This window comes from Janthinobacterium sp. GW458P, from assembly GCF_002127585.1.
In the GTDB taxonomy this organism is placed as follows: domain Bacteria; phylum Pseudomonadota; class Gammaproteobacteria; order Burkholderiales; family Burkholderiaceae_D; genus Janthinobacterium.
The window spans coordinates 24021-49853 of sequence record NZ_NEGZ01000051.1 but is presented as its reverse complement, the minus strand read 5'-3'; the positions used below and the strand labels follow the sequence as shown (position 1 = coordinate 49853).

The 25833-nt window shown below is 63.8% G+C and carries 20 protein-coding genes; 9 read left to right on the top strand and 11 right to left on the bottom strand.

The window, feature by feature from the left end; all coding sequences use genetic code 11:
* The first annotated feature begins 33 nt into the window (after positions 1-33).
* Together CBW50_RS22270 and CBW50_RS22265 are read left to right on the top strand one after the other, a co-directional pair.
* On the top strand, positions 34-324 hold the full coding sequence (locus CBW50_RS22270; protein ID WP_157792498.1) for a DUF2917 domain-containing protein: 291 nt from the start codon (positions 34-36) through the stop codon (positions 322-324).
* The gene (locus CBW50_RS22265) at positions 321-1058 is read left to right on the top strand and encodes an NAD(P)-dependent oxidoreductase (protein ID WP_086147567.1); all 738 of its coding nucleotides are present in this window, start codon (positions 321-323) and stop codon (positions 1056-1058) included. Before CBW50_RS22270 ends, CBW50_RS22265 begins: the two co-directional genes overlap by 4 nt.
* A 2-nt stretch (positions 1059-1060) precedes the next feature.
* Here CBW50_RS22265 and CBW50_RS22260 read toward each other — a convergent pair whose 3' ends face one another.
* The 3 genes from CBW50_RS22260 to CBW50_RS22250 all read right to left on the bottom strand — a co-directional run bounded on the left by CBW50_RS22260 (position 1061) and on the right by CBW50_RS22250 (position 5489).
* A complete protein-coding gene (locus tag CBW50_RS22260; protein WP_086147566.1) occupies positions 1061-2380 on the bottom strand; it encodes a replication-associated recombination protein A in 1320 nt (439 codons plus the stop codon).
* Positions 2381-2453: 73 nt separating this feature from the next.
* Positions 2454-3095, bottom strand: coding sequence for an outer membrane lipoprotein chaperone LolA (lolA, locus tag CBW50_RS22255; protein WP_086147565.1), 642 nt, complete (start codon positions 3093-3095; stop codon positions 2454-2456).
* A 33-nt stretch (positions 3096-3128) separates the two neighbouring features.
* On the bottom strand, positions 3129-5489 hold the full coding sequence (locus tag CBW50_RS22250; protein WP_086147564.1) for a DNA translocase FtsK: 2361 nt from the start codon (positions 5487-5489) through the stop codon (positions 3129-3131).
* A gap of 216 nt (positions 5490-5705) precedes the next feature.
* Here CBW50_RS22250 and trxB point away from each other — a divergent pair, with 216 nt between their 5' ends.
* The 3 genes from trxB (at position 5706) to CBW50_RS22235 (ending at position 8092) form a co-directional block, all read left to right on the top strand.
* Positions 5706-6659, top strand: a complete 954-nt coding sequence (trxB, locus tag CBW50_RS22245) for a thioredoxin-disulfide reductase (RefSeq protein WP_086147563.1) — start codon at positions 5706-5708, stop codon at positions 6657-6659.
* A gap of 7 nt (positions 6660-6666) precedes the next feature.
* Positions 6667-7341: a Smr/MutS family protein gene (locus CBW50_RS22240; RefSeq protein ID WP_086147562.1), complete on the top strand. Its 675-nt coding sequence runs from the start codon at positions 6667-6669 to the stop codon at positions 7339-7341.
* A gap of 121 nt (positions 7342-7462) precedes the next feature.
* Positions 7463-8092 (top strand): trimeric intracellular cation channel family protein, encoded by a 630-nt coding sequence (locus CBW50_RS22235; RefSeq protein ID WP_076572532.1) that lies wholly within the window; start codon positions 7463-7465, stop codon positions 8090-8092.
* Between the two features lie 148 nt (positions 8093-8240).
* On the opposite strand, the gene CBW50_RS22230 is transcribed toward CBW50_RS22235, so the two are convergent.
* Both CBW50_RS22230 and CBW50_RS22225 read right to left on the bottom strand, forming a co-directional pair.
* Positions 8241-8579 carry a P-II family nitrogen regulator gene (locus CBW50_RS22230; protein WP_034758685.1) on the bottom strand — a complete coding sequence of 113 codons (339 nt, stop codon included), beginning with the start codon at positions 8577-8579 and terminating at the stop codon, positions 8241-8243.
* 41 nt (positions 8580-8620) lie between these two features.
* Positions 8621-10237: an NAD+ synthase gene (locus CBW50_RS22225; RefSeq protein ID WP_086147590.1), complete on the bottom strand. Its 1617-nt coding sequence runs from the start codon at positions 10235-10237 to the stop codon at positions 8621-8623.
* A 99-nt stretch (positions 10238-10336) separates the two neighbouring features.
* Between CBW50_RS22225 and CBW50_RS22220 the strand changes: the two genes are divergently transcribed.
* Positions 10337-11482: a GNAT family N-acetyltransferase gene (locus tag CBW50_RS22220; RefSeq protein ID WP_086147561.1), complete on the top strand. Its 1146-nt coding sequence runs from the start codon at positions 10337-10339 to the stop codon at positions 11480-11482.
* A 349-nt stretch (positions 11483-11831) separates the two neighbouring features.
* On the opposite strand, the gene ppa is transcribed toward CBW50_RS22220, so the two are convergent.
* From ppa to hemC, 5 genes are all read right to left on the bottom strand, one after another.
* Positions 11832-12380 (bottom strand): inorganic diphosphatase, encoded by a 549-nt coding sequence (gene ppa / locus CBW50_RS22215; RefSeq protein WP_086147560.1) that lies wholly within the window; start codon positions 12378-12380, stop codon positions 11832-11834.
* 125 nt (positions 12381-12505) lie between these two features.
* A complete protein-coding gene (locus tag CBW50_RS22210) occupies positions 12506-13702 on the bottom strand; it encodes a heme biosynthesis protein HemY (RefSeq protein WP_086147559.1) in 1197 nt (398 codons plus the stop codon).
* A 4-nt stretch (positions 13703-13706) separates the two neighbouring features.
* The gene (locus tag CBW50_RS22205; protein ID WP_086147558.1) at positions 13707-14855 is read right to left on the bottom strand and encodes a uroporphyrinogen-III C-methyltransferase; all 1149 of its coding nucleotides are present in this window, start codon (positions 14853-14855) and stop codon (positions 13707-13709) included.
* The gene (locus CBW50_RS22200; protein WP_086147589.1) at positions 14852-15634 is read right to left on the bottom strand and encodes a uroporphyrinogen-III synthase; all 783 of its coding nucleotides are present in this window, start codon (positions 15632-15634) and stop codon (positions 14852-14854) included. Before CBW50_RS22200 ends, CBW50_RS22205 begins: the two co-directional genes overlap by 4 nt.
* Positions 15627-16607: a hydroxymethylbilane synthase gene (hemC, locus tag CBW50_RS22195; RefSeq protein WP_086147588.1), complete on the bottom strand. Its 981-nt coding sequence runs from the start codon at positions 16605-16607 to the stop codon at positions 15627-15629. The genes CBW50_RS22200 and hemC overlap by 8 nt, the downstream gene beginning before the upstream one ends.
* A gap of 266 nt (positions 16608-16873) precedes the next feature.
* On the opposite strand from hemC, the gene ppc reads away from it, so the two are divergent.
* The 3 genes from ppc to CBW50_RS22180 all read left to right on the top strand — a co-directional run bounded on the left by ppc (position 16874) and on the right by CBW50_RS22180 (position 22885).
* Positions 16874-19714 carry a phosphoenolpyruvate carboxylase gene (gene ppc, locus CBW50_RS22190; protein WP_086147557.1) on the top strand — a complete coding sequence of 947 codons (2841 nt, stop codon included), beginning with the start codon at positions 16874-16876 and terminating at the stop codon, positions 19712-19714.
* A gap of 178 nt (positions 19715-19892) precedes the next feature.
* Complete coding sequence (locus CBW50_RS22185; protein ID WP_172404856.1) at positions 19893-21653, top strand: PAS domain S-box protein; 1761 nt, start codon at positions 19893-19895, stop codon at positions 21651-21653.
* A gap of 92 nt (positions 21654-21745) precedes the next feature.
* Entirely contained in the window at positions 21746-22885 is a 1140-nt protein-coding gene (locus CBW50_RS22180) for an HAF repeat-containing protein (protein ID WP_157792497.1), read from the top strand.
* A 63-nt stretch (positions 22886-22948) separates the two neighbouring features.
* On the opposite strand, the gene rpoD is transcribed toward CBW50_RS22180, so the two are convergent.
* The gene (gene rpoD / locus CBW50_RS22175) at positions 22949-25501 is read right to left on the bottom strand and encodes an RNA polymerase sigma factor RpoD (RefSeq protein WP_086147554.1); all 2553 of its coding nucleotides are present in this window, start codon (positions 25499-25501) and stop codon (positions 22949-22951) included.
* Positions 25502-25833: the final 332 nt, after the last annotated feature.

Sequence of the window (25833 nt, the reverse complement as noted above, 5' to 3'; positions counted from 1 at the left end):
AGCTGTTCCTGTCAGCACAACAGGAGCGATGCCATGCCAACCGACCACGAATTACGCAGCGAACGGCCCCTGCGCCTGGAAAAAGCGCGCGCCAGGGTCATCGAATGCCTGTCCGGCACAGCCTGGATCACGGCCTACGCCCAGTTCGACGATTGCGTGCTGCGCAGCGGCGAACGCTACACGATACCGAATGACGGCCTGGTGCTGGTCGAAGCCGTGGGCAGCGGGCGCATCCGCGTGCATGGGACGGCCGCACCACGCCCCGCGCTGCTGCGCTGGCTGCATCGGCACCGCCCTCAAACATTCATCACCAGGAATACATGACTAAAGAATCACTGCGCGTCCTCGTCACGGGCGCCGCCGGCAGCATCGGCACCGCTTTCTGGAAGCGCCGGCACGGGGAGTTCTCCCTGCGCCTGGCCGACCTGCACACGCAAGGGCTGGCGCAAGCGCCCTGCCCCTCCATGCAGCTTGACGTCAGCGATTACGCCGCCTGCCTGGCCGCCTGCCTGGACACCGACGTGGTGCTGCACCTGGCCGGCGTGCCGCACGCCGACGCCGATTTCGATGCGCAACTGCTGCAGCCGAACATCATCGGCACGCACAATATCTTCCGCGCCGCACAGGCGCAGGGAGTGAAAAGAGTGGTATTCGCCAGCAGCGCGCAAGCCATCGAGGGCTATCCGCTGGACGTGCAAGTGCAGGAAAGCATGCCGGCGCGTCCGGCGAACCTGTATGGCGCCAGCAAGGCCTTTGGCGAAGGCGTGGCGTCGGCCTTCGCGCACCAGCATGGCATGACGGCGATTGCCGTGCGCATCGCCAACGTGGCCAGCTTTGCGCCAGGTCAACAGCACAGCGCGCGCGACATCGCCGCCTTCATCAGCGAGCGCGACGTGGTGCAGCTGCTGGCCCGCTGCATCGCGGCGGACGTGGCGCCCGGCTACCACGTCGCGCATGGCGTGTCGGACAACCGTTATAAACGGCTATCCATCGACGCGACGCGCCGGCTGGTGGGCTATGCGCCGCAGGACGACGGTTTCAGCTTGCTGGGCCTGTAGCCTCAGCCCTTGCCTGCCGGTTTTCCTGCTTTCCTGTCCAGCTCGCGCAGCCACGCCAGCTTGTCGGCAATCTTGCTTTCCAGGCCACGCGGCACGGGCTGGTACCAGCCCGGTTCCGCCATGCCGTCCGGAAAATACGTTTCGCCGGCCGCATAGGCATCGGGCTCGTCGTGCGCGTAGCGGTAGGCGTGGCCGTAACCGAGCTCCTTCATCAGCTTCGTCGGCGCATTGCGCAAGTGCACGGGCACTTCCTTCGATTTATCCTTCTTGACGAAGGCCATGGCCGTATTGAAGGCGTTGTAGCCGGCATTGCTTTTCGCGGCGATCGCCAGGTAAATGACGGCCTGGCCCAGGGCCAGCTCGCCTTCGGGCGAACCGAGGCGTTCATACGTTTCCGCTGCATCATTGACCATGGTCAAGGCGCGGGGGTCGGCCAGGCCGATGTCTTCCCAGGCCATGCGCACGATGCGCCGCGACAGATAGCGCGGGTCGGCGCCGCCATCGATCATGCGGCAAAACCAGTACAGGGCCGCATCGGGGTTCGAACCGCGCACGGACTTGTGCAGGGCGGAAATCTGGTCATAGAAATTGTCGCCGCCCTTGTCGAAGCGGCGCGAATTGAGAGTCAACGCATTGTCGACGAAAGCGGCGTCGATGGTCGTCGTGCCCGTCGAGCTGGCGGCCGTCTCGGCCTGCTCCAGCAAGTTCAAAAAGCGGCGCGCATCGCCGTCCGCATAGCCGATCAGGGTGTCGGCGGCCGCCTCGTCGAAGCTCAGGTGCGTGAGCGCCGTGCTTTGCGCCTTGGCCAGCAGCTGCTTCATCTCGTCTTCGTTGAGCGATTTCAACACATATACTTGCGCGCGCGACAACAGCGCCGAGTTCACTTCGAAGCTGGGATTTTCCGTCGTCGCGCCGATGAACGTCACCAGGCCCGACTCGACGAAGGGCAGCAAGGCGTCCTGCTGCGATTTATTAAACCGGTGGATTTCGTCGACGAACAGCAAGGTGTGCTTGCCGAACTGGTCCAGGCTGTGGCGGGCCTGGTCCATGGCCGCACGAATATCTTTCACGCCGGCAAACACAGCCGACAGGGCAATGAATTCGCTGTCGAAGGCGTTCGCCATCAGCCGCGCCAGGGTGGTCTTGCCCACGCCGGGCGGCCCCCACAGTATCATCGAATGGGCCTTGCCCGCCTCGAACGCGAGGCGCAGCGGCTTGCCCGTGCCCAGCAGATGCGTCTGGCCGATGACTTCGTTCAGGGTAGCCGGCCGCAAGGCTTCGGCCAGCGGCTGGCGCGGTGCGGTGGAAAAGAGATCCGCCATAATGAGTTACCTAATAAGAATGCAAAAGCCCCGCATCGCTGCGAGGCCGGCTCATACGCAAGGCGCGACAGTCTTAATTATTAATGACGTCCGCGCCCTTGGGCATGACGAATTTAAAGTGATTGGCAGACAGCGCCGGGTTTTTCTGGAAATTCTTAAACGCCAGCACCGAGGTCTGGCCGAACGAGTCGCGCAGCTCCATCGCTTCCGGCACGCCATTGCGCAGGCCGATGGTGATTTCGTCGAACGTCGTGTCCTTGGCTTTCGGCGTCGCCTTCAGCCATTCCAGGCCATCGCGCGTGCCCGCTTCGGCCAGGGTGAAATTCTTTTCCAGGTCGTTGCTGCCAAACAAGATGGCGGCCGGCGAGGAACCGAGGGCGTCGCCCAGTTTCTTGACCGTCACCTGGCTCAAGTCCTTGTCGTAGATATACAGCTTGTCGCCGTCCGCCTGCAGCAGCTGCTCGTACGGTTTCAAATACGTCCAGATGAACTTGCCCGGGCGGGCAAACTCGAAGGTGCCGCTCGCTGGCGTGGACACTTTCGCCTTGCCGCTGGCTCCCGCCTTGGCGTCCGCCTTCTTGACCTGGCGCTGCACGAACTCGCCCTTGGCCGACTGGGTGCCGGCCGCAAAGCTCTTGAACTGCTCCAGCGCGCTGGCCGAGGCGCTGGCCGCGAACAGCAGGCTGCAGGCGACGCTGGCCGCGCCGATGATCATTTTTGCTGCGAAAGTCGTGTTCTTCATACTGTTTTACCCTTGTTCGCTACTGGCCGCCGGCACCAGGATGTCCCGGTTGCCATTGGATTGCATGGTTGATACCACCCCGCTCTGCTCCATCTGCTCGAGCAGACGGGCCGCGCGGTTGTAGCCGATGCGCAAATGACGCTGCACCAGCGAAATCGAGGCGCGGCGGTTTTTCAGCACCACCGCCACCGCCTGGTCGTACAGGGCATCGGCCTCGCCGCCGCCCTCGCCCGGCGCGCCGCCTTCGGCGCCATCGCCTTCCAGGGTGCCGCCTTCGAGGATGCCCTCGATGTAATTCGGTTCGCCCTGCAGCTTCAGATGGCTGACGACGCGGTGGACTTCCTCATCGGAAACAAACGCGCCGTGCACGCGCATCGGCAAGCCGGTGCCGGGCGGCATGTACAGCATGTCGCCCATGCCCAGCAGGGTTTCCGCGCCCATCTGGTCGAGAATGGTGCGCGAGTCGATCTTCGACGAGACCTGGAAGGCGATACGCGTGGGAATGTTCGCCTTGATGAGACCCGTGATCACGTCTACAGATGGGCGCTGCGTGGCCAGAATCAAGTGCAGACCGGCGGCGCGGGCCTTTTGCGCGATACGCGCGATCAATTCCTCGACCTTTTTGCCCACCACCATCATCAAGTCGGCCAGCTCGTCGATGATGATGACGATGGTCGGCAGTTTTTCCAGCGGCTCCGGCGAGTCCGGCGTCAGGCTGAACGGATTCGGGATGTGTTCTTCGCGCTTTTTCGCGTCGGCAATCTTGGCGTTGTAGCCGGCCAGATTGCGCACGCCCATCTTGCTCATCAGCTTGTAGCGGCGTTCCATCTCGTTGACGGCCCAGTTCAGCGCGTGGCCGGCCTGGCGCATGTCGGTGACGACGGGCGCCAGCAAGTGCGGAATGCCTTCGTAGACGGACATTTCCAGCATCTTCGGATCGATCAGGATCAATCGCACGTCGAGCGGGTCGGATTTGTACAGCAGCGACAGAATCGTCGCATTGATGCCCACGGATTTACCGGAACCGGTCGTGCCGGCCACCAGCAAGTGGGGCATCTTCGCCAGGTCGGCCACGACGGGCTTGCCGGCGATATCCTTGCCCAAGGCAATCGTCAGGCTGGACACGCCATCGTTGTAGACCTTGGAGCCGAGGATTTCCGTCAGGCGCACGATCTGGCGCTTGGTGTTCGGCAATTCCAGGGCCATATAGTTCTTGCCGGGAATGGTTTCCACGACGCGGATCGAGGTGAGCGACAGCGAACGGGCCAGGTCGCGCGCCAGGCCCACGATCTGGCTGCCCTTGACGCCCGTGGCCGGCTCGATTTCATAGCGCGTCACCACGGGGCCGGGGTAAGCGGCCACTACCTTGGCATCCACGCCAAAGTCCGACAATTTCTTTTCGATCAGGCGGCTCGTAAACTCCAGGGTTTCCACGGACACCGTTTCCACCACGGGCGGCGCTTCGTCGAGCAGCGACAGCGGCGGCAGCTTGCCATCGCCCAGGTTCTCGAACAAGTGCGCCTGGCGCTCCTTTTCCACGCGCTCGGATTTCACCACAGTAACAACCTGCGGCTCGATCTTCACGGGCGGCGCAGCGACGTGCTTTTCCACGTGCTTGGCCCGTTCGATCACCACCACCTCGTCGCGGCGCACGGCGGCCACTTCGCCCTGGCGGCGGTCTTCGCGGTCCTGGTAGCGCAGCACGAACCAGTTGAAAACATCTTCGATGGCGCCGCCGATGCGCTCGGCCACTTGCAACCAGGAAACGTGGAAGAACAGGCTGAAACCGAGGCCGAACAACAGCAACAGTAATAAAGTAGCGCCGGTGAAGCCGAAGGCCACGTGGGCCGCGTGTCCCACCAGCTGGCCCAGCACGCCGCCCGGGTCGCGCGGCAGCTGCACATGCAGGCTCTTCGCCATGCGCAGGTATTCGAGGCCCATGCTGCCGATCAGCATGATGGAAAAACCGACGATGCGGATCAGCATCTCGATATGGTGCTCGCGCTCCACCTCTTCCTCTTCCAGCAGGAAGCGCTTGCTCAGGCGGCGGTAGCCATTCCACACCGTGCGCAGCAGCCACACGCACCACCACCAGGCGGAAAAGCCGAAGATATACAACAACAGATCGGAAAAGGTCGCACCGAGCTTGCCGCCCAGGTTGGCCACCTTGTCGACGGACGTGGCGTGCGACCAGCCCGGGTCGAGCTTGTTGAAGCTGGCCAGTATCAGCACGAAATACAGGGCGAACGCGGCCAGCGCGAACCAGCGCGCCTCGGACAGCAGCCGCACCAGCCGGTTCGGCAGGGGCCGGCGTTCGACCGGTTTTCGGGTGTAGCTATTTTGATTGGCCTGGGCTGGTTTAGTCATTCTGGGAAGCGCTGCAAGGTGAAAAATGTTTCTGAAAGGGAATTTCCCATAATAAGGAAGTATTCTAAGCCATATATGCCCCGGGCGGCCCCACGATTCGTCGCTACAGGCGGCTTGGTCTATAATCGTGGATTGCTTGCGCAAGCGCAATACGCCCTTGTTCTTCGCGCGTATGCCCCCAATTCGGATAGACCCCACTCATAGAGAAGCCTCATTATGACCACTAGCAAACACGCCCGCGTTTTGATCCTCGGTTCCGGCCCAGCCGGCTACAGCGCCGCCGTCTACGCCGCCCGCGCCAACCTGAACCCGATGCTGGTCACCGGCGTGGAACAGGGCGGCCAGTTGATGACCACCACCGACGTGGAAAACTGGCCAGGCGACCCCATGGGCGTGCAAGGTCCGGACCTGATGCAGCGCTTGCTGCAGCATGCCGAGCGTTTCAATACGGAAATCGTGTTTGACCACATCCACACCACTTTCCTCAATGAAAAGCCGATCCGCCTGAAGGGCGACAGCCACGAATACACGTGCGACACCCTGATCATCGCCACGGGCGCGTCCGCGCAATACCTGGGCTTGCCGTCGGAAGCGGAATTCATGGGCAAGGGCGTGTCCGCCTGCGCCACCTGCGATGGCTTCTTCTACCGCAACCAGGAAGTGGCCGTCGTCGGCGGCGGCAATACGGCCGTCGAGGAAGCGCTGTACCTGTCGAACATCGCCAATAAAGTCACGCTGATCCACCGCCGCGACAAGTTCCGCGCGGAAGCGATCTTGATCGACCGCCTGAACGCCAAAGTTGCCGAAGGCAAGATCGTGTTGAAATATAACCACACCCTGGACGAAGTGACGGGCAACGAAGGCGGCGTGACGGGCCTGAACATCAAGTCGACCATCGACGGCAAGGTCGAAGCGCTGTCCGTGCATGGCGTCTTCATCGCCATCGGCCACAAGCCGAACACGGGCATCTTCGAAGGCCAGCTGGAAATGCACAACGGCTACATCAAGACGAAGACGGGCCTGGAAGGCATGGCCACGGCCACCAGCGCGCCGGGCGTGTTTGCCGCCGGCGACGTGCAGGACCATATCTACCGCCAGGCCATCACCAGCGCCGGCACGGGTTGCATGGCAGCACTGGACGCCCAGCGCTACCTGGAAGGCCAGGAGTAAGCGCCAGATGGCGTCGATGAAAGACTTTGCCGACCTGAAAGCGGTCAGCAAGCAGCTCAAGGAACAGGCCGATGCGCGCGCGCAAGCCGAAGCGGAGCGCGCCAAGCAGGCCAAGGTGCAGGCCGTGGAAAGCAATCTGTTCAAGGCCAGCATCGGCGGCGTCAAGCGCCTGCCCGAGTCGGACCGCTACGTGCCCAGCCTGCCCAAAACGGGCGCGGCCAGCGCCCCCCAGCCGGCCCGCAAGCTGACGCCGGAAGAGGACGATGCGGCCGTGCTGCGCGAGTCGCTGTCGGACTTGTTCGAGGTCGACCATTACCTGGAAAACGATCCGGCCCTGAACTACGCCCGCCCCGGCGTGGGGCCGGACGTGGTCAAGAAGATGCGCAAGGGCCACTGGCCCATCCAGGATGAGCTGGACTTGCACGGCTTGCGCCGCGACGAGGCGCGCGACGGCATCGGCGCCTTTCTGAACCAGGCCACGCGGCGCAAGCTGCGCTGCGTGCGCGTGATCCACGGCAAGGGTTTCGGCTCCAAAGGCCAGGAACCGGTCTTGAAATCGATGGTGCACAGCTGGCTCGTGCAAAAGGAGGAAGTTGTCGCCTTTTGCCAGGCGCGCCGCTCGGAAGGGGGCGATGGCGCCCTTGTCGTGCTGCTCTCCGCGGCGCTGCAGCCCGTTCGCTAGCTTTGACAGCAAGATCACAATTCAATCACAAGTTCCGCACTGCACACGGCCCCGTTTGTCACCATTCGGGGCCGTGTCATGTTAACCTGTGACAATTATTTCCTGCTCAAGCGCTCCGCCCATGATGCCACCCCAACTGCCGCCTGGCTCGCTGATCAAGATCATCGAGATCATCGCCATCCTGGTGGGCGCGTTTTCCGGCTTCATCGAAGCGCGCCGCAAGCGCATGGACCTGGTCGGCGTATTCGTCGTGGCCTTCATCACGGCGTTCGGCGGGGGCACCTTGCGCGACATCCTGCTCGACAAGCGGCCCCTGTTCTGGGTCTCGCACCAGGAATACGCGATCCTGATCTTCGTGCTGGCCCTGACGGCCGCGCCCCTGATCCAGCATTTGCGCCAGATCGTCTCGGAACGCCTGATCGTCATCGCCGACGCCATCGGCCTGGGCATGTTCGCCATCGCGGGCGTGGCCGAAGCCATGCGCGCCGGCATGCCGATCTTTATCGCCTCGATGATGGGGGTAATTACGGGGATTTTCGGCGGCGTGATGCGCGACATCGTCTGCAACGAAGTGCCGATGGTGTTTCGCGACGGCAAACCGTATGCGATCTGCGCGTTTTTCGGCTGCTGGGCTTATTTATTGCAGATGCACTTCGGCGCCGAGCACGACTTCGCGCTATGGACCAGCGCCAGCGGCATCACGATATTGCGCCTGATCTGCTGGAAATTCGACATGCGGCTGGGGCGCTAAACAACACAGGCATCGCGCCTGCCAGAAGCGTAGCGGGCGGCAGCGAGGCTCGGCGCCCCCATATGGCTAAGAAGCGCAGCTGTGCTGGAGCACAGCGAGCATCGCAGGCCGCAAAGCGCGACGCGCAGCAGCTGATGGCTGGTGCTGTCTATACGGCGTCGGGACCCGTCTCACCCGTGCGGATGCGGATGACCTGCTCCACGTCGCGCACGAAGATCTTGCCGTCGCCGATCTTGCCCGTGCGGGCGGCCTTGATGATGGCGTCGACCACCAGTTCCGATACGCTGTCGTCCACCACCACTTCGACTTTGACTTTCGGCAAGAAGTCGACCACATACTCGGCACCGCGGTACAGCTCGGTATGGCCCTTCTGGCGGCCGAAACCCTTCACTTCCGTCACGGTCAAGCCCGTCACGTTCACATCGGCCAGGGCCTCGCGTACTTCGTCGAGCTTGAATGGTTTGATGATGGCGGTAATCTGTTTCATGGCTACTCCTTAAAATTGTTGGATTGTGGACAGATGGCTGCTTATTCGTAGAACCTGGAGGTAATCGGGTAGCGCCAGTCGCGCCCGAAGCCACGGTGCGTGACGCGGATGCCCACGGGCGACTGGCGCCGCTTGTATTCATTGATCTTGATCAGGCGCGTGATTTTCGCCACATCGGCCGGCGGGTAGCCAGCCTCGATAATCTCGGCGATCGGCCGGTTTTCTTCCATGTACAGCTGCATGATGCCGTCGAGCACGTCATACGGCGGCAACGAGTCCTGGTCCAGCTGGTCGGCGCGCAGCTCGGCCGACGGTCCGCGCGTCAGGATGCGCTCGGGTATCACGCTTGAGATGCCGTTGCGGTACGCGCACAGGCGGTACACGAGGGTCTTGGCGATATCCTTGATGACGGCAAAGCCGCCCGCCATGTCGCCGTACAGGGTGCAATAGCCGACAGCCATTTCGCTCTTGTTGCCAGTCGTCAACACAATGCTGCCATGCTTGTTCGACAGGGCCATCAGCAGGGTGCCGCGGATGCGCGCCTGGATGTTTTCTTCCGTCGCGTCTTCCGCCAGCCCCGCGAACTCGCCGGCCAAGGTAGCGCGGAAGGCATCGAAGGTTTGCTTGATCGGAATTTCATCGTAGCGCACATCGAGGCGTTTTACCATGTCGCGCGAATCGATCCACGAGATGTCGGCCGTGAACTGCGACGGCATCATGACGGCGCGCACCTTGTCGGCGCCCAGCGCATCGACGGCGATGGCCAGGGTCAGGGCGGAATCGACGCCGCCCGACATGCCGATCAGTACGCCCGGGAAACCGTTCTTGACTATGTAGTCGCGCACGCCCAGCACCAGCGCCTGGTACACCTGCGCTTCCGTCGTCAACGGCGCGGCCAGCGGCTGCGGCACGGGCGCGGCGCCGTCGAACTCGACCAGTTGCAAGTCTTCCGCGAAATGGCGCAGCTGGGCGCAAATGGTGCCGGCCGCATCCATGACAAACGAATCGCCGTCGAAAATCAGCTCGTCCTGGCCGCCGACGAGGTTGGCGTACACGAGGGCCATGCCTTGCGTGCTGACGTTCCTGCGCATGGTTTCGTAGCGCAGGTGCTGCTTGTTCATGTGGTAGGGCGAGCCGTTCGGCACCAGCAGCACTTGCGCGCCGGCCGCGCGGGCGCGCGTGGGGGCGTGTTCGAACCATGTGTCTTCGCAGATATTGATGCCAAAACGCACGCCCTTCACGCCGAACACGAAAGCCTGGTCCGACGACGTAAAGTAACGTTTTTCATCGAACACGGTGGTGTTCGGCAAATCGTGCTTGCGGTAGGTGCCCAGCACCTCGCCATTGAGCAGCACGGAGGCGGCATTGTGGCGCACGCCCTTCTCGTCCTGCAGCGGCAAGCCCACCACCACGTGCAAATCCTTGAACTGGGCCAGGTCGCGGGCCAGCTCGGCAAACGCCTGCTGCGTTTTTGCGTAGAATGCATTGCGCAGCAGCAGGTCCTCGGGCGGATAGCCGACCAGCGACAGTTCCGGCGTGAGCACGATATCGGCGCCCGCTTCAAAGGCGCGGCGGGAAAGGTCGAAGATCTTGGCACGGTTACCGGCCAGATCGCCGACCGTACTATTCATTTGAGCAATTGCGACTTTGACTGTCATGATGATGGATATTTCGTTTTTATTAAACAAGATGGGGCGAGCCCCTGGGCGCGCAGGCCGCCGGCGGTGCCCCGAGAGTGATGAATGCACACTACAACAATGAATTATCGCACGGCTATCGTCTCTACTCTGGCGGAAATTGGCGAAGCGGCCTGGTCTGAACTGCTGGCCAGCCAGGCGGACGCCAGGGCGGAGGCCACTCCCTTCCTCTCGTATGCCTTCTTGCACGCGCTGCACGAGTCCGGCTGCGCCAGCGCGGACACGGGCTGGCAGCCGAATTACCTGGCGCTGTGGCAAGGCGAGACCCTGGCCGCCGCCCTGCCCCTGTACCTGAAAATGCACTCGTACGGCGAGTATGTGTTCGACTGGGCCTGGGCCGATGCCTATCAGCAGCATGGCCTTGAATATTACCCGAAACTGTTGTCGGCGATTCCGTTTACGCCCGTCAGCGGCACGCGCCTGCTGGCCCGCGACGGCCAGGCGCGCGCCGCCCTGCTGGCCTTTCTGCAGGCCCGGCAGCAGGCCAGCGCGGTGTCGTCCTGTCACATCCTGTTCCCGCCGGAAAACGAGGCGCGCCAGCTCGAACAAGCTGGCTACCTGCTGCGCAGCGGCGTGCAGTTTCACTGGCTCAATCCCGGCTACGCGGATTTCGAGCAATTCCTCGCCACGCTGGAACACAGGAAGCGCAAGAATATCCGCGCCGAACGGCGCAAGGTGCGGGAAGCGGGCGTGGTCATGCGCCAGGTACGGGGCGTCGATGCGGTTGACGCCGACTGGAAGCTGTTTCACCGCTGCTACAGCAATACCTATGCGGAACACCGCTCATCGCCCTATCTGTCGCTGGATTTCTTCCGGCGCATCGGTGCGGCCATGCCGCAGAACATATTGCTGGTGATCGCCGAGCGCGACGGCCGGGCCATCGCCGCCTCGCTCGTGATCCACACGGCCGACACCTTGTATGGCCGCTACTGGGGCGCGCTCGAGCACGTGCCCTGCCTGCATTTCGAGACGGCGTATTACCAGCCGCTGGAGTTTTGCATCGCCAACGGCATCGCCACGTTCGAAGGGGGCGCCCAGGGCGAGCACAAGATGGCGCGGGGCTTCCTACCGCAAAAGACCTGGTCCGCCCACTGGCTGGCCCACCCCGCGTTCGCCGACGCCGTGCAGCGCTTCCTGGAACGGGAGCGGGGCGGCATCGACGCCTATCTCGATGAATTGAACGAGCACAGCCCGTTTCGCGCGTAAAACCGCCCGCCCTGGCGGCGGGGAGAGCGCCAGCCATCGGGCGCATTGCGCCGGAGCAGGCGGCCGGGCGGTCCGGCGTGGAAGCGGCGGCGCCCTCCTTCCGCAGCTTGCAGGCGCGCCACGCCGGGGTCGGCAGCAACATGCCCGGCATGCCTATGACCTCGCTGTGATTGTTGATGCAATTAATTTATCAACAATAAATTAAGCGCATCAAGGCGGATTCATTCTTCGGAAAACATGATGTTTATGGCAAAAAAAACGCCTCCAGCCATGATGGCAGGAGGCGTTTTTTACGCGCACACGGGAGGAGACCGGCGGCAGGCCGCGGTTTTCCGCCCACGGTGACGCATCAGGAAGCGGCTTTGTCGGCGTCAGCCTTGAAGGCGGCCACGCCGCCCAGGATCTCTTCCTTGGCAACGTCTGGACCATACCAGCCGTCGATCTTGACCCATTTGCCTTTTTCCAGATCCTTGTAGTGCTCGAAGAAATGCTGGATCTGGCGCAGGCGCAGTTCGTTCAGGTCTTCCGGCTTTTGCCAGTGGCTGTAGATCGACAGAACCTTGTCGACTGGCACGGCCAGCACTTTCGCGTCTTCGCCCGACTCGTCGGTCATTTTCAGCACGCCGATAGGACGGCAGCGCACGACCACGCCCGGGATCAGCGGGAATGGGGTGATGACCAGCACGTCGACCGGGTCGCCGTCCGGCGACAGGGTGTTCGGCACGTAGCCATAGTTGCATGGGTAGTGCATGGCGGTACCCATGAAGCGATCGACGAAGATCGCGCCGCTTTCCTTGTCGACTTCGTACTTGATCGGATCGGCGTTCATCGGGATTTCGATGACGACGTTGAAATCGTTCGGCAGGTCGCGGCCGGAAGAGACGTTATTCAAACTCATGGATTTTCCTCATTATGCGGATTGTGTTTTAACGGCGTAATTATAGAGAAGTCGGCTGGGCTTGTGCGCTGCAGCAGATAAAAAAGAACCCGTTTTCTTGTGGAAAACGGGTTCATATAATTCCCTTAAAGAATTGTTGCCAAGGCGCATTGCCGGTAATGCGCGGCGGCCTGCTCGGTTTGCTGCAAGGCGTCGTGCATCTGCGCCAGCTTCAGGTGGGCATCGCGCACCATCTGCGGCTCGTTCGCGTCGGACAGGGCCTGCTCCAGGTGGCGCTGCGCCTTGCCCCACAGTTTCTGCTTAAGGCACAGGGAACCGAGGGTCAGGGCCAGTTCCGCGTCCAGCGGGCGCTGTTTCAGCCACTGTTCGCAATGCTCGATCTGCAGCAGCAGGGCCGGCGTGCCGCCCGGGGCCGCCGCTTCGCGGTAGGCGCGCACGACGCGGTCGTCCCAGTCGGCGGCCAGCGACTCTTCGCACACGAGGCGCGCTTCGTCATGCAGGCCGCGCGCATTCAGGGCCGTGGCGGCGCGGCAGGCGATATACGGCTTGACCCGGTCGGCGCCCGGCACGGTGGACCACACGCGCATCAGCGATTCGGCGTCGTGCGACGGGTCGGACAGCAAATGGTCATAGGCCAGCTCGCGCAGGCGCGAGGACAGGGCCGGATGCAGGGCACGGTGCTTGTCGAGCGAACGCACGAGGCGCAGCACTTCCGGCCAGTTCTTCGCCTGCTGCTCGGCCTTGAGCGACCATTGCAGGGCGTGGATGTGGCGCGTGCCGCTGGCGTTCAGTTCGCGCACGGCGGCCAGCGCCGCTTCCGGCTGGTGGTCGTCGACCAGCAATTCCGTCACCGTCATCAAACGCGCCGTCTTCAGGCTCGCATCGCCTTCGACGCGGGCCAGCCAGCTGTCGCGGCGCTCGGACTGGCGCATGCGGTGCGCGGCGCGCGCGCCGATCAGCGCGGCCAGGCCGGCGTTCTCGTCCAGCTCGGCGGCGCGCAGGGCGGCTTTTTCCGCATGGCCGAAACGGCCTTCGAACAGGGCCTTCAAGGCTTCGCGCAAGCCCTTGTTGCCGTCGCGCTCACGCTTGCGCTGGCGGTAGGCGGCCACTTGCGCCGGCATGCGCACGGTGGCGCGCACGGCGCGCACCAGCAGATACAGCAGCACGAACAGCAGCACTTCCAGCAGCAGGAAGAAGTTCAGCGACAGGTCGATGCGGTATGGCGGATAGAACAGCACCACGTTGCCGGGGTTGAAACGGGCCGTCACGGCGATACCGATCGCCGCGGCCATCAGGGCGAGTAACCAGAGAAATAGACGCATGGGCTCAGGACTTCGCTTTGTAGTTGCGTACAGCCGTCAGGCTGTCGGACAAGGTCGGCATTTCGATGGCCAGGTTGCTGCCCTGCACCTGGCGCAGCAGGGCTTGCGCCGTCTGCGTGCCCTTGGCGCGCGTATCGAAATACTTGGCCAGCGCATCCTGGGCGGCGATCAAATCGTTGCGGAACGCCGTTTCATTGCGCGACAACAAGGCCATGCGGGCGTTCAGCAGGCGCAGCTTGACATTTTCGCGCAAGAAATACGATTGCGTCGGCGACAGCATCAGCGCTTCCGGCGTATCGACGCGGCGGATGCGGATCAACTGGCGCACGTCGGCCCACATGTCGCCGCTCCACGTATTGAAGCCGTCGCGCACCTTCTGCAGCAGCGGCTCCGGCGCCGGCGGCCCCACCAGCTTGCCGCTGGCATCGCGCACGGCCTTGGCCTTGCCCGGCTTTTGCGGAGCGGCAGGCAGGGCCGGCGTTTCATCGGACAGCATCGGCAAGGCGTCGATCTGGGCGATCACGGCGTCCAGGCGCAGGGCCACGCCCGTCGAATCGACGCTGGGCAGGGCCTTGAGTTTTTCCATGTCGCGGCCGATGGCGCGGCGGATGGTGATGAATTGCGGCTTGTCCGAGCGCGACAGGCTGCGGTCCGCGTTTTGCAGGGCGATCAGCGCGCCGGGCACGTTGCCGGCCAGCTGCAGCTGCTGGCTGGCCGTCGACAGCACCTGCTCGATTTCCGTCAGCGCCCATTCGTCGCGGTTCTTCGACAAGTCGTTGTACAGTTGTTCCAGCGCAAGCTGCTGGCTCTGGGTTTCGCTCTGGCGGTTTTCCAGCGCGCCCACCTTGATCTGCAGCTCTTTCGTGCCTTCTTGCACGTTGCGCGCCAGCACACCCGTTTCGGCATTGCTGACATCGCCCTTTTGCAGGCGCTTGGCCACTTCTTCGCGCAGGTTGCGGATCTGCTTGCTGGTCGACCAGCTTTGCGCCGCCAGCAGCACGGCCAGCACGATGACGGCGATGCTCATGGGCTTTTGCAGCTGCTCGAGCAAGCTCGGCGCGCGGCCAGCGGGTTGGTCGGCCGCCTGCGGCGCCGTCTTCACGGCGCCGCCAGGCGTTGCATTCGGTTCGGAGAGTGTAGGCATTTCGTTCATGGTCGTGATTGTAACGCGGCGAGCACTCCTGCGTCGCCTGATCCTGTCAAGGTGACCCGGGCAAAGCCCAGGGCCGCCGCCGTTTGGGCAATGCGGGCGTGTGGCACGATCAGATGCTGCTGTTGCATTTTTGCAACAGCCAGCGCGTCATCGCCCATTTCGGCCAGCAGCGCCAGCAAGCCGCGCAGCGCTTCCGAGCTGGTGATGATCCAGTCATTATTATGCTGCAACAAGTTTTCCAGGGTTGCCCGCAAGGCCGGCGTCAGCCTGGGTACCTGGCGCCGGTACGCCGTGACGAACTCGACTTGCGCGCCGGCCGCGCGCAAGCCGTCGGCCAGGTAATCGCGTCCGCCGTCGCCGCGCACGATGAGCACGCGCTTGCCGCGCAGGGCCGGCAAGTCCAGCGCCAGCAACAGATGTTCGGAATCGCTGCGCGCCGTGTCGAGCGGACTGGTGATGGCCGCGTTGGCGTCGGTGACGCCGTGCGCGGCCAGCGCCATGCGGCTGCCCTCGCCCACCACGGCCAGCGGCACGCCGGCCGGCCAGGCGGCCAGGTGCGCGAAGACGCAGTCGATGGCGTTCGGCGAGACGAAGGCCACCAGCTCATACTGCGCCAGGCGCGCCAGCACGGCCTGCAGCCGCGCGCATTCATCCTCGCCGTCGAGCGCGTGGATTTCCAGCAGCGGCAGCAGGGTCACGGGCCAGCCCAGGGCCGCGATCCGGGCGGCCAGCGGCCCCGCTTGCGCCGCGGGCCGCGTGATCACCACGCTGTCAGGCATGCGGCGCCAGGCCTTCATGGTTGTCGGGGGTAACGGCGCAGGAGGCGAGGATGCCGGCAGCGTCCTGTCCGCGCAGCAACTCGGCCACCTGCTCGCCCAGCAGTTCCGGCGCAGCGGCGGGGCCACTGACATCGGCGCTGGCCATGCGCGCGCCGTCCGGCGTGGCGACCATGGCGCGCAAGCGCATGCTGTCGCCCTCGACCGTGGCAAACGCGGCCAGCGGAATCTGGCAGCTGCCGCCGAAAATCTTCGATACCTTGCGCTCGGCCGTGACGGCTTGCGCCGTGGCCAGGTGGTTCAGCGGCGCCAGCACGGCCTCCAGGTCGACGCCGTCCGCGCGCGCGGCGCGGATCTCGATGGCCATGGCGCCCTGGCCGGCGGCCGGCAGGCTGTCTTCCGGCGCCAGCACGGCGCGGATGCGCGACGCCAGACCCAGGCGCTTCAGGCCGGCGGCGGCCAGGATGATGGCCGCGTAGTCGCCACGGTCGAGCTTGCCCAAGCGCGTGTCGAGGTTGCCGCGCAGGGGCAAAATCGTCAGGTGCGGATAGCGCGCGGCGATCAGCGACTGGCGGCGCAGGCTGCTCGTGCCGACGACGGCGCCGTGCGGCAGCTCGGCCAGGCTGGCGTAATCGTTCGAGACAAACGCGTCGCGCGGGTCTTCGCGTTCGAGGATGGCGGCCAGGGTAAAGCCCTGCGGCAACTCCATCGGCACGTCCTTGAGCGAATGCACGGCCAGGTCGGCGCGGCCTTCGTCCATCGCCACTTCCAGCTCCTTGACGAACAGGCCCTTGCCGCCTACCTTGGACAGGGCGCGGTCGAGAATCTGGTCGCCGCGTGTGGTCATGCCGAGAATTTCAACGCTACACTGCGGATAGAGTGCCGCCAGGCGCGCGCGCACATGTTCAGCTTGCCACATGGCAAGACGGCTCTCGCGCGTGGCGATCACCAGCCGGGAAGGAATATTCTGGGTCAATTCGGATGCTTTCAAAACAAGGCTCTTTCGCTATCGTAGTCGTTATCGTTAACCGTTATCGTTGCCATTTCGCCGACGCGATATCTAAATGTATCGAAATGACGCCCATCGTCGCTATAATCGTTATCCCTTTGCCTATACGGCCAAGTCAGGCTAGCGTCCATGTTGAAGACCACAAATTTTATCATGCGCCCCCTCCCCTCTGCGGCTAAAAGCCCGGTGCGATCCTCTTTCCCTTGCTTTTACACCTACTTTGGTTCTTTATTATGCTCAATGACGCAGTAGCACCAGAAACAGCCTCCCCGGCCAGCCCCGACAAGGACGCGCCGCTGAAAGAAGACATCCGCCTGCTGGGCCGCCTGCTGGGCGACGTGCTGCGCGAACAGGAAGGCGATGCCGTCTTTCATGTGGTGGAAACCATACGCCAGACTTCCGTGCGCTTCCGCCGCGAAGCGGACGCGGACGCGGCGCTGGAACTGGACGCCATGCTGAAGGACCTGAGCCGCGAACAGACGATCTCCGTCGTGCGCGCCTTTTCCTATTTTTCGCACCTGGCCAATATTGCGGAAGATCAACACCACATCCGCCGCCGCCGCGCCCACCTGCTGGCCGGTTCCCCGGCGCAAAAGGGCAGCGTCAGCTTCGCCCTGAAAAAGCTGCGCGCCGCCGGCGTGCCGCGCGCCACCGTCGACACCTTCTTCCGGGACGCGCTGATCGCGCCCGTGCTGACGGCCCACCCGACGGAAGTGCAGCGCAAGAGCATCCTCGACGCCGAGCACGACATCGCCCGCCTGCTGGCCGAGCGCGACCTGCCCCTGACGCCGAAGGAACGCCTGGCCAACATGCAGCTGCTGCGCTCGCGCGTCGCCACCCTGTGGCAGACGCGCATGCTGCGCTACTCGAAGCTGACGGTGGCCGACGAAATCGAAAACGCCCTGTCCTATTACCGCATCACCTTCCTGCGCGAACTGCCGGGCCTGTATGACGACATCGAGGACGACATCGCCGCCGAATACCCGAACGGCGACGGCACGATCGAGCCCATCCACGCCGCCTACGTGCAGATGGGCAGCTGGATCGGCGGCGACCGCGACGGCAACCCCAACGTCAACGCGGGCACCATGCAGCACGCGCTGGCGCGCCACGCCACCACCATCCTCGACTTTTACCTCGACGAAGTGCACGCGCTGGGCGCGGAACTGTCCGTCTCGACCCTGATGGTGGGCGTGAGCGCGGAACTGCAGGCGCTGGCCGACCAGTCGCCGGACGCCTCGCCGCACCGCAGCGACGAACCGTACCGCCGCGCCCTGATCGGCATCTATGCGCGCCTGGCCGCCACGGCCCGCGCCCTGGGCGCCACGAATATCCTGCGCAAGGAAGTGGGCGCGGCCGCCGCCTATCCGGACGCGGCCGCGTTTGTCGCCGACCTGCGCACCATCGTCGCCTCGCTCGAAGCGCACCACGGCGCCGCCCTCGCGCGCCCGCGCCTGGCCACCCTGGCGCGGGCGGCCGACATCTTCGGCTTCCACCTGGCCTCGCTCGACATGCGCCAGACTTCCGACGTGCACGAGCGCGTGCTGGCCGACCTGTTCGCCCAAAGCGGCGTGGCCGCCGATTACGCGGCCCTGTCCGAGGAAGACAAGCAGGCGCTGCTGCTGAGCGAACTGGCCCAGCCGCGCTTGCTGTACTCGCCCTACATCAGCTACGCCGCGGAAACGGATTCCGAACTGGCGATTTTGCGCGCGGCGCGCGACATCCGCCAGCGCTACGGCGCGCGCGCGATCCGCAACTACATCATCTCGCACACGGAAACCGTGTCCGACCTGCTGGAAGTGTTGCTGCTGCAAAAGGAAACAGGCTTGCTGCGCACCGACTGGCAAGCTGGCGACAGCAGCTGCGAGCTGATGGTCATTCCCCTGTTCGAGACGATACCCGACCTACAGCGCGCGGCCGGCATCATGAGCCAGCTCATGGCCTTGCCTTTGGTCAAACAATTGATCGCCAAGCAGGGACAGTTGCAGGAAGTCATGCTCGGCTATTCCGATTCGAACAAGGATGGCGGCTTCCTCACCTCGAACTGGGAACTGTACAAGGCGGAACTGGCGCTGGTGTCCGACTTCCGGAAAGCCGGCGTCAAGCTGCGCCTGTTCCACGGCCGCGGCGGCACGGTGGGCCGTGGCGGCGGCCCCAGCTACGAAGCCATCCTGGCCCAGCCGCCGGGCACCGTCAACGGCCAGATCCGCCTGACGGAACAGGGCGAAATCATCGCCTCGAAGTTTTCCAACGCGGAAATCGGCCGGCGCAACCTGGAATTGCTGGTGGCCGCCACCCTGGAAGCGAGCCTGGCGCCGCAGGAAGCGAACCCGGCCCGCAACAGCCAGCTGGCGCAGTTCGAAGCGGTGATGGCGCAACTGTCGGACCTGGCCTACCGCTCCTACCGCCACCTCGTGTATGAAACGCCGGGTTTTACCGAGTACTTCTTCTCGGCCACGCCGATTGCGGAAATCGCCGAGCTGAACCTCGGTTCGCGGCCCGCCTCGCGCAAGGCCAACCAGCGCATCGAAGACTTGCGCGCCATCCCCTGGGGCTTTTCCTGGGGCCAGTGCCGCTTGCTGCTGCCGGGCTGGTTCGGCTTCGGCAGCGCCATCGACGCCTGGATCAACGATGGCGAGCCCGCGTCGAAAGATGACAGGATCGCCACCCTGCGCGCCATGCATGCCGAATGGCCGTTCTTCGCCACCCTGCTGTCGAACATGGACATGGTGCTGGCCAAGACGGACCTGGCCATCGCCTCGCGCTACGCGGAACTGGTGGCGGACCACGATTTGCGCGAACGCATCTACAAGCGCATCACGGAAGAGCATGGCAACACCCTGCGCTGCCTGGAATTGATCACCGGCAACACGGAACGCCTGGCCGGCAACCCGCTGCTGGCCCGCTCTATCCAGAACCGCTTCGCCTACCTCGATCCGCTGAACCACTTGCAGGTGGAGTTAATCAAGCGCAACCGCGCCCTGTCGGCGGCAAGCCGGATCGACGAGCGCGTCCACCGCGGCATCCAGCTGTCGATCAACGGCGTGGCGGCCGGCCTGCGCAACACGGGCTGATCGCGCGACGCCGCCATGGGCAGGCAGGGGCCGGCGCCGCGAGGGCCGGCCCTTTTTGCTTTCCAAATGGAAAAATATTCTCAATAAAGCAACATTTGGTATTACACTAGCGTCGGATACTTTCCCCACTCCGGCGCCACGCGCACCGCAGCGGTCCACCATGACGCGAGGGGCGCGGATGAGTAAATGGTCGATTGAAACCTTGAGTGCGGCATGCGCCTGCCTCGTCCTCGTCATGCTGGGCTGGCTGGCAGGCGTGGCCTGGAAGGAAMTCGACTTCTGGGAGCATGTCTGGCTGACGCTGCTGCTGGCGGCGTCCGCCGGCACGGCCATGTGGCTGATGCACAAGCTGCGCGCCCACTTCGCCAGCACGCGCAAGCAGCTCGACGCCAGCACCATGCGCTACCGCGACCTGAGCGAGGCGGCGCAGGACGGCATGTGGCAAACGGATGCGCAAGGCACGATATTGCATCTGAACCAGCGCCTGTGCGACATGCTGGGCACGCGGGCGGAAGACCTGCTGGGCCACAAGATGAGCGAATTCTACGACGAGGCGACCTTGCGGCGCCTGTGCCCGCTGATGCGCGCGCAGGAACGCAGCTGCATGGGTGAACTGCAGTATTGGCACAGCGACGGCACGGAGCGCTGGGCCATGATCAGCGGACGCTGCCTGTACGACCAGCAGGGCATGCTGACGGGCGCCCTCGTGCTGGCCAGCGACATCACCGAACAGAAACGGGCCGAACACGCGCTGAGCATCGCCCATGCGGAGCTGGAAAGCCGCGTGGCCCTGCGCACGGCCCAGTTGCTCGATGTCAATCTCCAGCTGTCCGCCGAAATCGCCATGCGCGCGCAAACGGAAGCGGCCCTGGCGCGCAGCGAAGAGCGGCTGCAGGACATCATTTCCATGATGCCCCTGTCGCTGTTCCTGAAAGATGCCGATTCGCACATGCTGCTGATGAACCAGGCCTGCGAGCAGCAATGGGGCGTACGGTTCCAGGATATCGCCGAGGGACGCGACGTGCAGCACTTTCCCCCGGACCAGACCCAGGGATTCCACGCGGCGGACCAGGAAGCGTTTGCCAGCCGCCAGGTGGTGATCCGCGAGGAATTGGTGTGGAATGCGCAGCTGCAGGAAAACCGCCTGCTGCAGACGCATAAAAAACCCATCTTCGACGCGCAAGGCCTGCCGCAGATGATCATCGCCATGGGCATCGACATCACGGAAAGCAAGCGCAACGAAGAAAACCTGGAGCGCACCCTGGCCCAGCTGCGCGAACTGAGCGACCACCAGCAGACCATCAAGGAAGAAGAACGCCGGCGCATCGCGCTCGACATCCATGACGACCTGGGCCAGAACCTGATGGTGCTGCGCATCGATGTGTCGCTGCTGCACGCGCGCACGGCCGCCTCCCACCCGCGCCTGCACCGCCACGCCGCGCGCGTGCTCGAGACCATCGACGCCACCATCCGCTCCGTGCGCGCCATCATCAATGACTTGCATCCGAGCACACTGGAACTGGGCCTGGGACCGGCCGCCGAATGGCTGATACGGCAAATGGAAAGCCGCGGCAGCATCCGCTACCGGCTCAAGATCAGCAGCGAGGCGCCCGACCTGGGCCTGGACCAGCGCCAGACGTCGGCCATCTTCCGCGTGCTGCAGGAATCGCTGTCGAACATCGTGCGCCACGCCCAGGCCAGCGAAGTGGACGTGGCGCTGGCGCAGGATGCGCAAGCCATCGAGCTGCGCATCAGCGACAACGGCATCGGCATGCAGCCGGGCGACGACGGCAAGCAGGCCGCTTTCGGCCTGAAGAGCATACGCGAGCGCGTCCACGCGCTGGGCGGCGAACTGCGCATCGACAGCCAGGCGGGCCGGGGCACGGCGCTGGCCATCCATTTGCCGCAGGCCAGGGAAAGCGTGGCGGAACGATCATGATGAAACACAAATATTACTAAAAATAGTAGTAATTTATGTATGCATGGGCGGGAGAAAAAAGTATAGTGAGTTTTTTCTTTGAGGAAACTATCATGCCGCCACGGTTTTGCTGCGTCTCCGCCCCACTGCTCGGCCTGCTCCTGCTGGCCGCCATCCCCAGCGCCAGCGCCGCCATCCATGCCGAACACGGCTTCGGCGAAAAGGATGGCAATGGCAGCATCGCTTCGGACCTGAACCCGGCCGGACTGGTGGCCGGCATCATCCTCGAGGAAGAGGGTCGGCGCCGCGCCGTGACCTACCAGCACGGCCGCATCCGCGAGCTGGGCACCCTGGGCGGCGATGAAGGTTTCACCAAGGCCATCAATATGCATGGCGTGGTAGTGGGTTCGGCGCAGACGGCCAGCGGCGCCTGGCACGCCTTCCGCTACGACGCGGCGGGCGGCATGCGCGACCTGGGCACCCTGGGCGGCAGCAGCAGCTACGCCACGGCCATCACGCGCGGCGGCCAGGTGGCCGGCTATGCCGACACCAGCGGCGGCGATTTCCACGCCTTTGTGACGAAAGCCGACCACAGCCTGCAGGACCTGGGCACCCTGGGCGGCGCCAGCAGCTATGCCAGCGGCTTGAACAGCCATGGCGTGGCGGTGGGTACGGCCCAGCGCGGCGATGGCTACCGCCGCGCCTTCGTCTACCGTCCCGGCACGGGCATGCAGGAAATCGGCACCCTGCCAGGCGGACGCATCAGCTCGGCCACCGCCATCAACGACGCGGGCCTGGTCGTGGGCGCCTCGGAAACGGAGAAGCGCCGCTGGCACGCGTTTGCCTGGGACGGCAAGCGCATGCTCGACCTGGGCGCCATGATCGGCCAGGGCGACAGCTACGCCACGGCCGTCAACGCGGCCGGCCACGTCGTCGGCAGCGTCAGCATCAACGGCTTTGAACCGATGACCTTTGTCTACAAGGACGGCGTGATGACGGTGCGCCGCCGCGACGACGGCCTGTACCTGACCAACAAGATCACGGATGCCGGCCTGGTGGTGGGCGCCGTCTACACGGGGCATAAATTCCAGGCCTTCGCCGTGCCGTCGCAGGCGTCGCCGGCGCCGCCGCGCCGCAACCCGCTGGACTGGCTGCTCCTGAGCGTCATCGCCGCCGCCTGCGGCGCGGCCCTGTTCCGCGCGCGCCGCCAGCTGAGCGCCGGCCTGCTGGGCCAGCGCCGGCATTTGCTGTAAATCAACACCGGCAGGGACGAAAAAAAAGAGGCTTGCGCCTCTTTTTTGTTTCTTGCCGTACGCTTAGTTTTGCGTGAGGAAAGTTTTGAGTTTGTCCGAACGCGAAGGCTGGCGCAGCTTGCTCATGGCTTTCGCCTCGATCTGGCGGATGCGCTCGCGCGTCACGTCGAACTGCTTGCCCACTTCTTCCAGGGTGTGGTCGTTCGACATTTCCACGCCATAACGCATGCGCAGCACTTTTGCTTCGCGCGGCGTCAGGGAATCGAGCACTTCCTTGATCACGTTGCGCATCGACGCGTGCAGCGCGGCGTCCAGCGGCGCCAGCGTCGTGTTGTCCTCGATGAAGTCGCCCAGCTGTGAATCGCCGTCCTCGCCCATCGGCGTTTCCATGGAAATCGGCTCTTTCGCGATCTTCATGATCTCGCGCACCTTGTTCTCCGGCATTTCCATCTTGACGGCCAGGGTCGCCAGGTCCGGCTCGCTACCCGTTTCCTGCATGATCTGGCGCGAGATACGGTTCATCTTGTTGATCGTTTCGATCATGTGCACCGGCACGCGGATGGTGCGCGCCATGTCGGCGATGGAACGCGTGATGGCCTGGCGTATCCACCAGGTGGCGTAGGTCGAGAACTTGTAGCCGCGGCGGTATTCGAATTTATCGACGGCCTTCAGCAGGCCAATGTTGCCCTCCTGGATCAGGTCGAGGAATTGCAGGCCGCGGTTGATGTATTTCTTGGCGATCGAAATGACCAGGCGCAAGTTGGCCACCGTCATTTCGCGTTTCGCGTGACGCGCGCGCTTTTCGCCGGCCGCCATCTGCTTGTTGATCTTGCGCAAGTCCGCCAGCGGCAAGGCCACGCGCGCCTGCAGGTCGATCATCTTCTTTTGCAGTTCCTTGACGGCAGGCACGTTGCGGCTGAGGATGGCGCTGTACGGATACTTGCAATCGACTTCGCGGTCGACCCATTCCAGGTCGCATTCATTGCCCGGGAACACCTTGATGAAGTGGGCGCGCGGCATGCCGCATTTGTTCACGCACAGTTCCAGCACGGCGCGCTCGATGTGGCGCACTTCTTCCATCTGGCCGCGCAGGGTGTCGCACAGCTTTTCCACAACCTTGGCCGTGAAGCGGATGCCCAGCAATTCCTGCGAAATGGCTTCCTGCGCCTTGATGTAGGCTTTCGAGTTGTAGCCGTCTGGCGCCTTGCGCATCTTGTCGTACTGCGTGGAAATGACGTTGAATTTCTCCAACGCATTCTTTTTCAGCTGGGCCAATTGTTCGCTGGAGAAACCGGCCGCGCCGCCATTGGCGTCGCCGTCTTCTTCCTCGGCTTCTTCTTCCTCTTCCTCGTCGTCACCGCTGGCGGCGGCGGGCGCGGCGGCAGCGGCAGGCGCCGGGGCATTGCTTTCGTTCAAGTCGACAAAGCCGTCGACCACTTCATCGACCTTGATTTCGTCGCGCGCGATCTTTTGCGACAGCGCAACGATTTCGCCGATGGTGGTGGGGCAGGCGGAAATGGCCTGGATCATGTCCTTCAGGCCGCCTTCGATGCGCTTGGCGATCTCGATCTCGCCTTCGCGCGTCAGCAGCGCCACGGCGCCCATTTCACGCATGTACATGCGCACGGGGTCGGTGGTGCGGCCGAAGTCGGAGTCGACCGTCGACAGGGCGGTGGCGGCAGCCGCTTCCACTTCGTCGTCGCTGGTGACGGTGGCGACATTGTCCGTCAGCAACAGGCTTTCCGCGTCAGGGGCGCGCTCGTAGACGGCGATGCCCATGTCGTTGAAGGTGGCGATGATGCCTTCGATGGCTTCCGGATCGATGATGTTTTCCGGCAATTGGTCATTGATCTCGGCATAGGTGAGGAAACCGCGTTCCTTGCCCATGTTGATCAGGCCCGTGATCTGCTTGCGGCGGCGTTCCAGGTCCGCTGCCGATGCTTCCGGATCGCCCAGCGCGTCCGCCAGGCCGCCCTTGGCCTTGCGGTCGCGCGCTTTCGACACGGCCTTCAGTTCGGCCCGTTCGACGGCGTTCAACGCTGCCACTTCATCGTTTTCCGGCGTGAATTCGCTCGGCTTGCGGCCGCGGCGGCCAGGCACCTTGACGGTCGGCAAGAAGTAATTCGACGTGTCGATGGCGGCCAGGGCGTCCGCGTCCGTGGTCTTGCTAACCACCTGCGCACCGGAAATAATGGTCACGGGCGCCGCTTCGGGCTTGGCGCGCACGACTTTCGAGCGGGCTGCCGTCACCACCTTGTTCGTGGCGGCGCTTTCGCTGACCTTGCGCGGCGCGGCCGCGGCCTTGGTGCCAGGGGCGACCTTCACGCTTGGCGTTTTGGCCGGTGCAGCGTCGGCCACCTCGGCCACTTCGGCAACGGCGTCGACAGCCGCCACTGGCGCTTCGACAGCCGTCTCGGCCGGCGGCACGGCCGCCAGGCGCGAACGGCTTTTCTTCACCACGGTGACGACGGTGGGCGCCGTCGTGACGGTGGCTTCCGGATTCGCTTGCGCATTATCGATGAAGTAAGATAAAGTCGTTTTGGGTACGGCAAGGGGTGCCGCGGCTGGGCGTGGCGCCTTGGCGGACAACGTTAAAGTTTTTGGCGTATTCTTCATGAGATATCTCTTAATGCGAGACCAGATGGTGTCGGCGCGAAGTGAATGATTCCACCTAAGCCTGCGAAACCGGACTCGATGGAGCGTATTGTTGCGGCTGCCGTCAAGGGCAGCGGCGCCTGTCTATCGGGACGTTCATAGCCCGCGCATCCGGCAACAGGAGCGCGGGGCCGAACGGCGCGGCCGAAACCGGATCAGATAAATAAGCGATGTACATTGCGGAATGAAAAAAAGCCCGTACCAGAACGGGCTTGAATCTATTGTTGTTCAGTGAAGACACAGCGGAGAGCAAGATTATGCACGAAGGCCAGTTATCTGGATAATTGATAAAC

Coding starts and splice junctions, on each gene's coding strand:
- CBW50_RS22270 (WP_157792498.1), top strand. CDS start 34: ATGCCAACCGACCACGAATTACGCAGCGAACGGCCCCTGCGCCTGGAA.
- CBW50_RS22265 (WP_086147567.1), top strand. CDS start 321: ATGACTAAAGAATCACTGCGCGTCCTCGTCACGGGCGCCGCCGGCAGC.
- CBW50_RS22260 (WP_086147566.1), bottom strand. CDS start 2,380: ATGGCGGATCTCTTTTCCACCGCACCGCGCCAGCCGCTGGCCGAAGCC.
- lolA (WP_086147565.1), bottom strand. CDS start 3,095: ATGATCATCGGCGCGGCCAGCGTCGCCTGCAGCCTGCTGTTCGCGGCC.
- CBW50_RS22250 (WP_086147564.1), bottom strand. CDS start 5,489: ATGACTAAACCAGCCCAGGCCAATCAAAATAGCTACACCCGAAAACCG.
- trxB (WP_086147563.1), top strand. CDS start 5,706: ATGACCACTAGCAAACACGCCCGCGTTTTGATCCTCGGTTCCGGCCCA.
- CBW50_RS22240 (WP_086147562.1), top strand. CDS start 6,667: ATGGCGTCGATGAAAGACTTTGCCGACCTGAAAGCGGTCAGCAAGCAG.
- CBW50_RS22235 (WP_076572532.1), top strand. CDS start 7,463: ATGATGCCACCCCAACTGCCGCCTGGCTCGCTGATCAAGATCATCGAG.
- CBW50_RS22230 (WP_034758685.1), bottom strand. CDS start 8,579: ATGAAACAGATTACCGCCATCATCAAACCATTCAAGCTCGACGAAGTA.
- CBW50_RS22225 (WP_086147590.1), bottom strand. CDS start 10,237: ATGACAGTCAAAGTCGCAATTGCTCAAATGAATAGTACGGTCGGCGAT.
- CBW50_RS22220 (WP_086147561.1), top strand. CDS start 10,337: ATGAATTATCGCACGGCTATCGTCTCTACTCTGGCGGAAATTGGCGAA.
- ppa (WP_086147560.1), bottom strand. CDS start 12,380: ATGAGTTTGAATAACGTCTCTTCCGGCCGCGACCTGCCGAACGATTTC.
- CBW50_RS22210 (WP_086147559.1), bottom strand. CDS start 13,702: ATGCGTCTATTTCTCTGGTTACTCGCCCTGATGGCCGCGGCGATCGGT.
- CBW50_RS22205 (WP_086147558.1), bottom strand. CDS start 14,855: ATGAACGAAATGCCTACACTCTCCGAACCGAATGCAACGCCTGGCGGC.
- CBW50_RS22200 (WP_086147589.1), bottom strand. CDS start 15,634: ATGCCTGACAGCGTGGTGATCACGCGGCCCGCGGCGCAAGCGGGGCCG.
- ppc (WP_086147557.1), top strand. CDS start 16,874: ATGCTCAATGACGCAGTAGCACCAGAAACAGCCTCCCCGGCCAGCCCC.
- CBW50_RS22180 (WP_157792497.1), top strand. CDS start 21,746: ATGCCGCCACGGTTTTGCTGCGTCTCCGCCCCACTGCTCGGCCTGCTC.
- rpoD (WP_086147554.1), bottom strand. CDS start 25,501: ATGAAGAATACGCCAAAAACTTTAACGTTGTCCGCCAAGGCGCCACGC.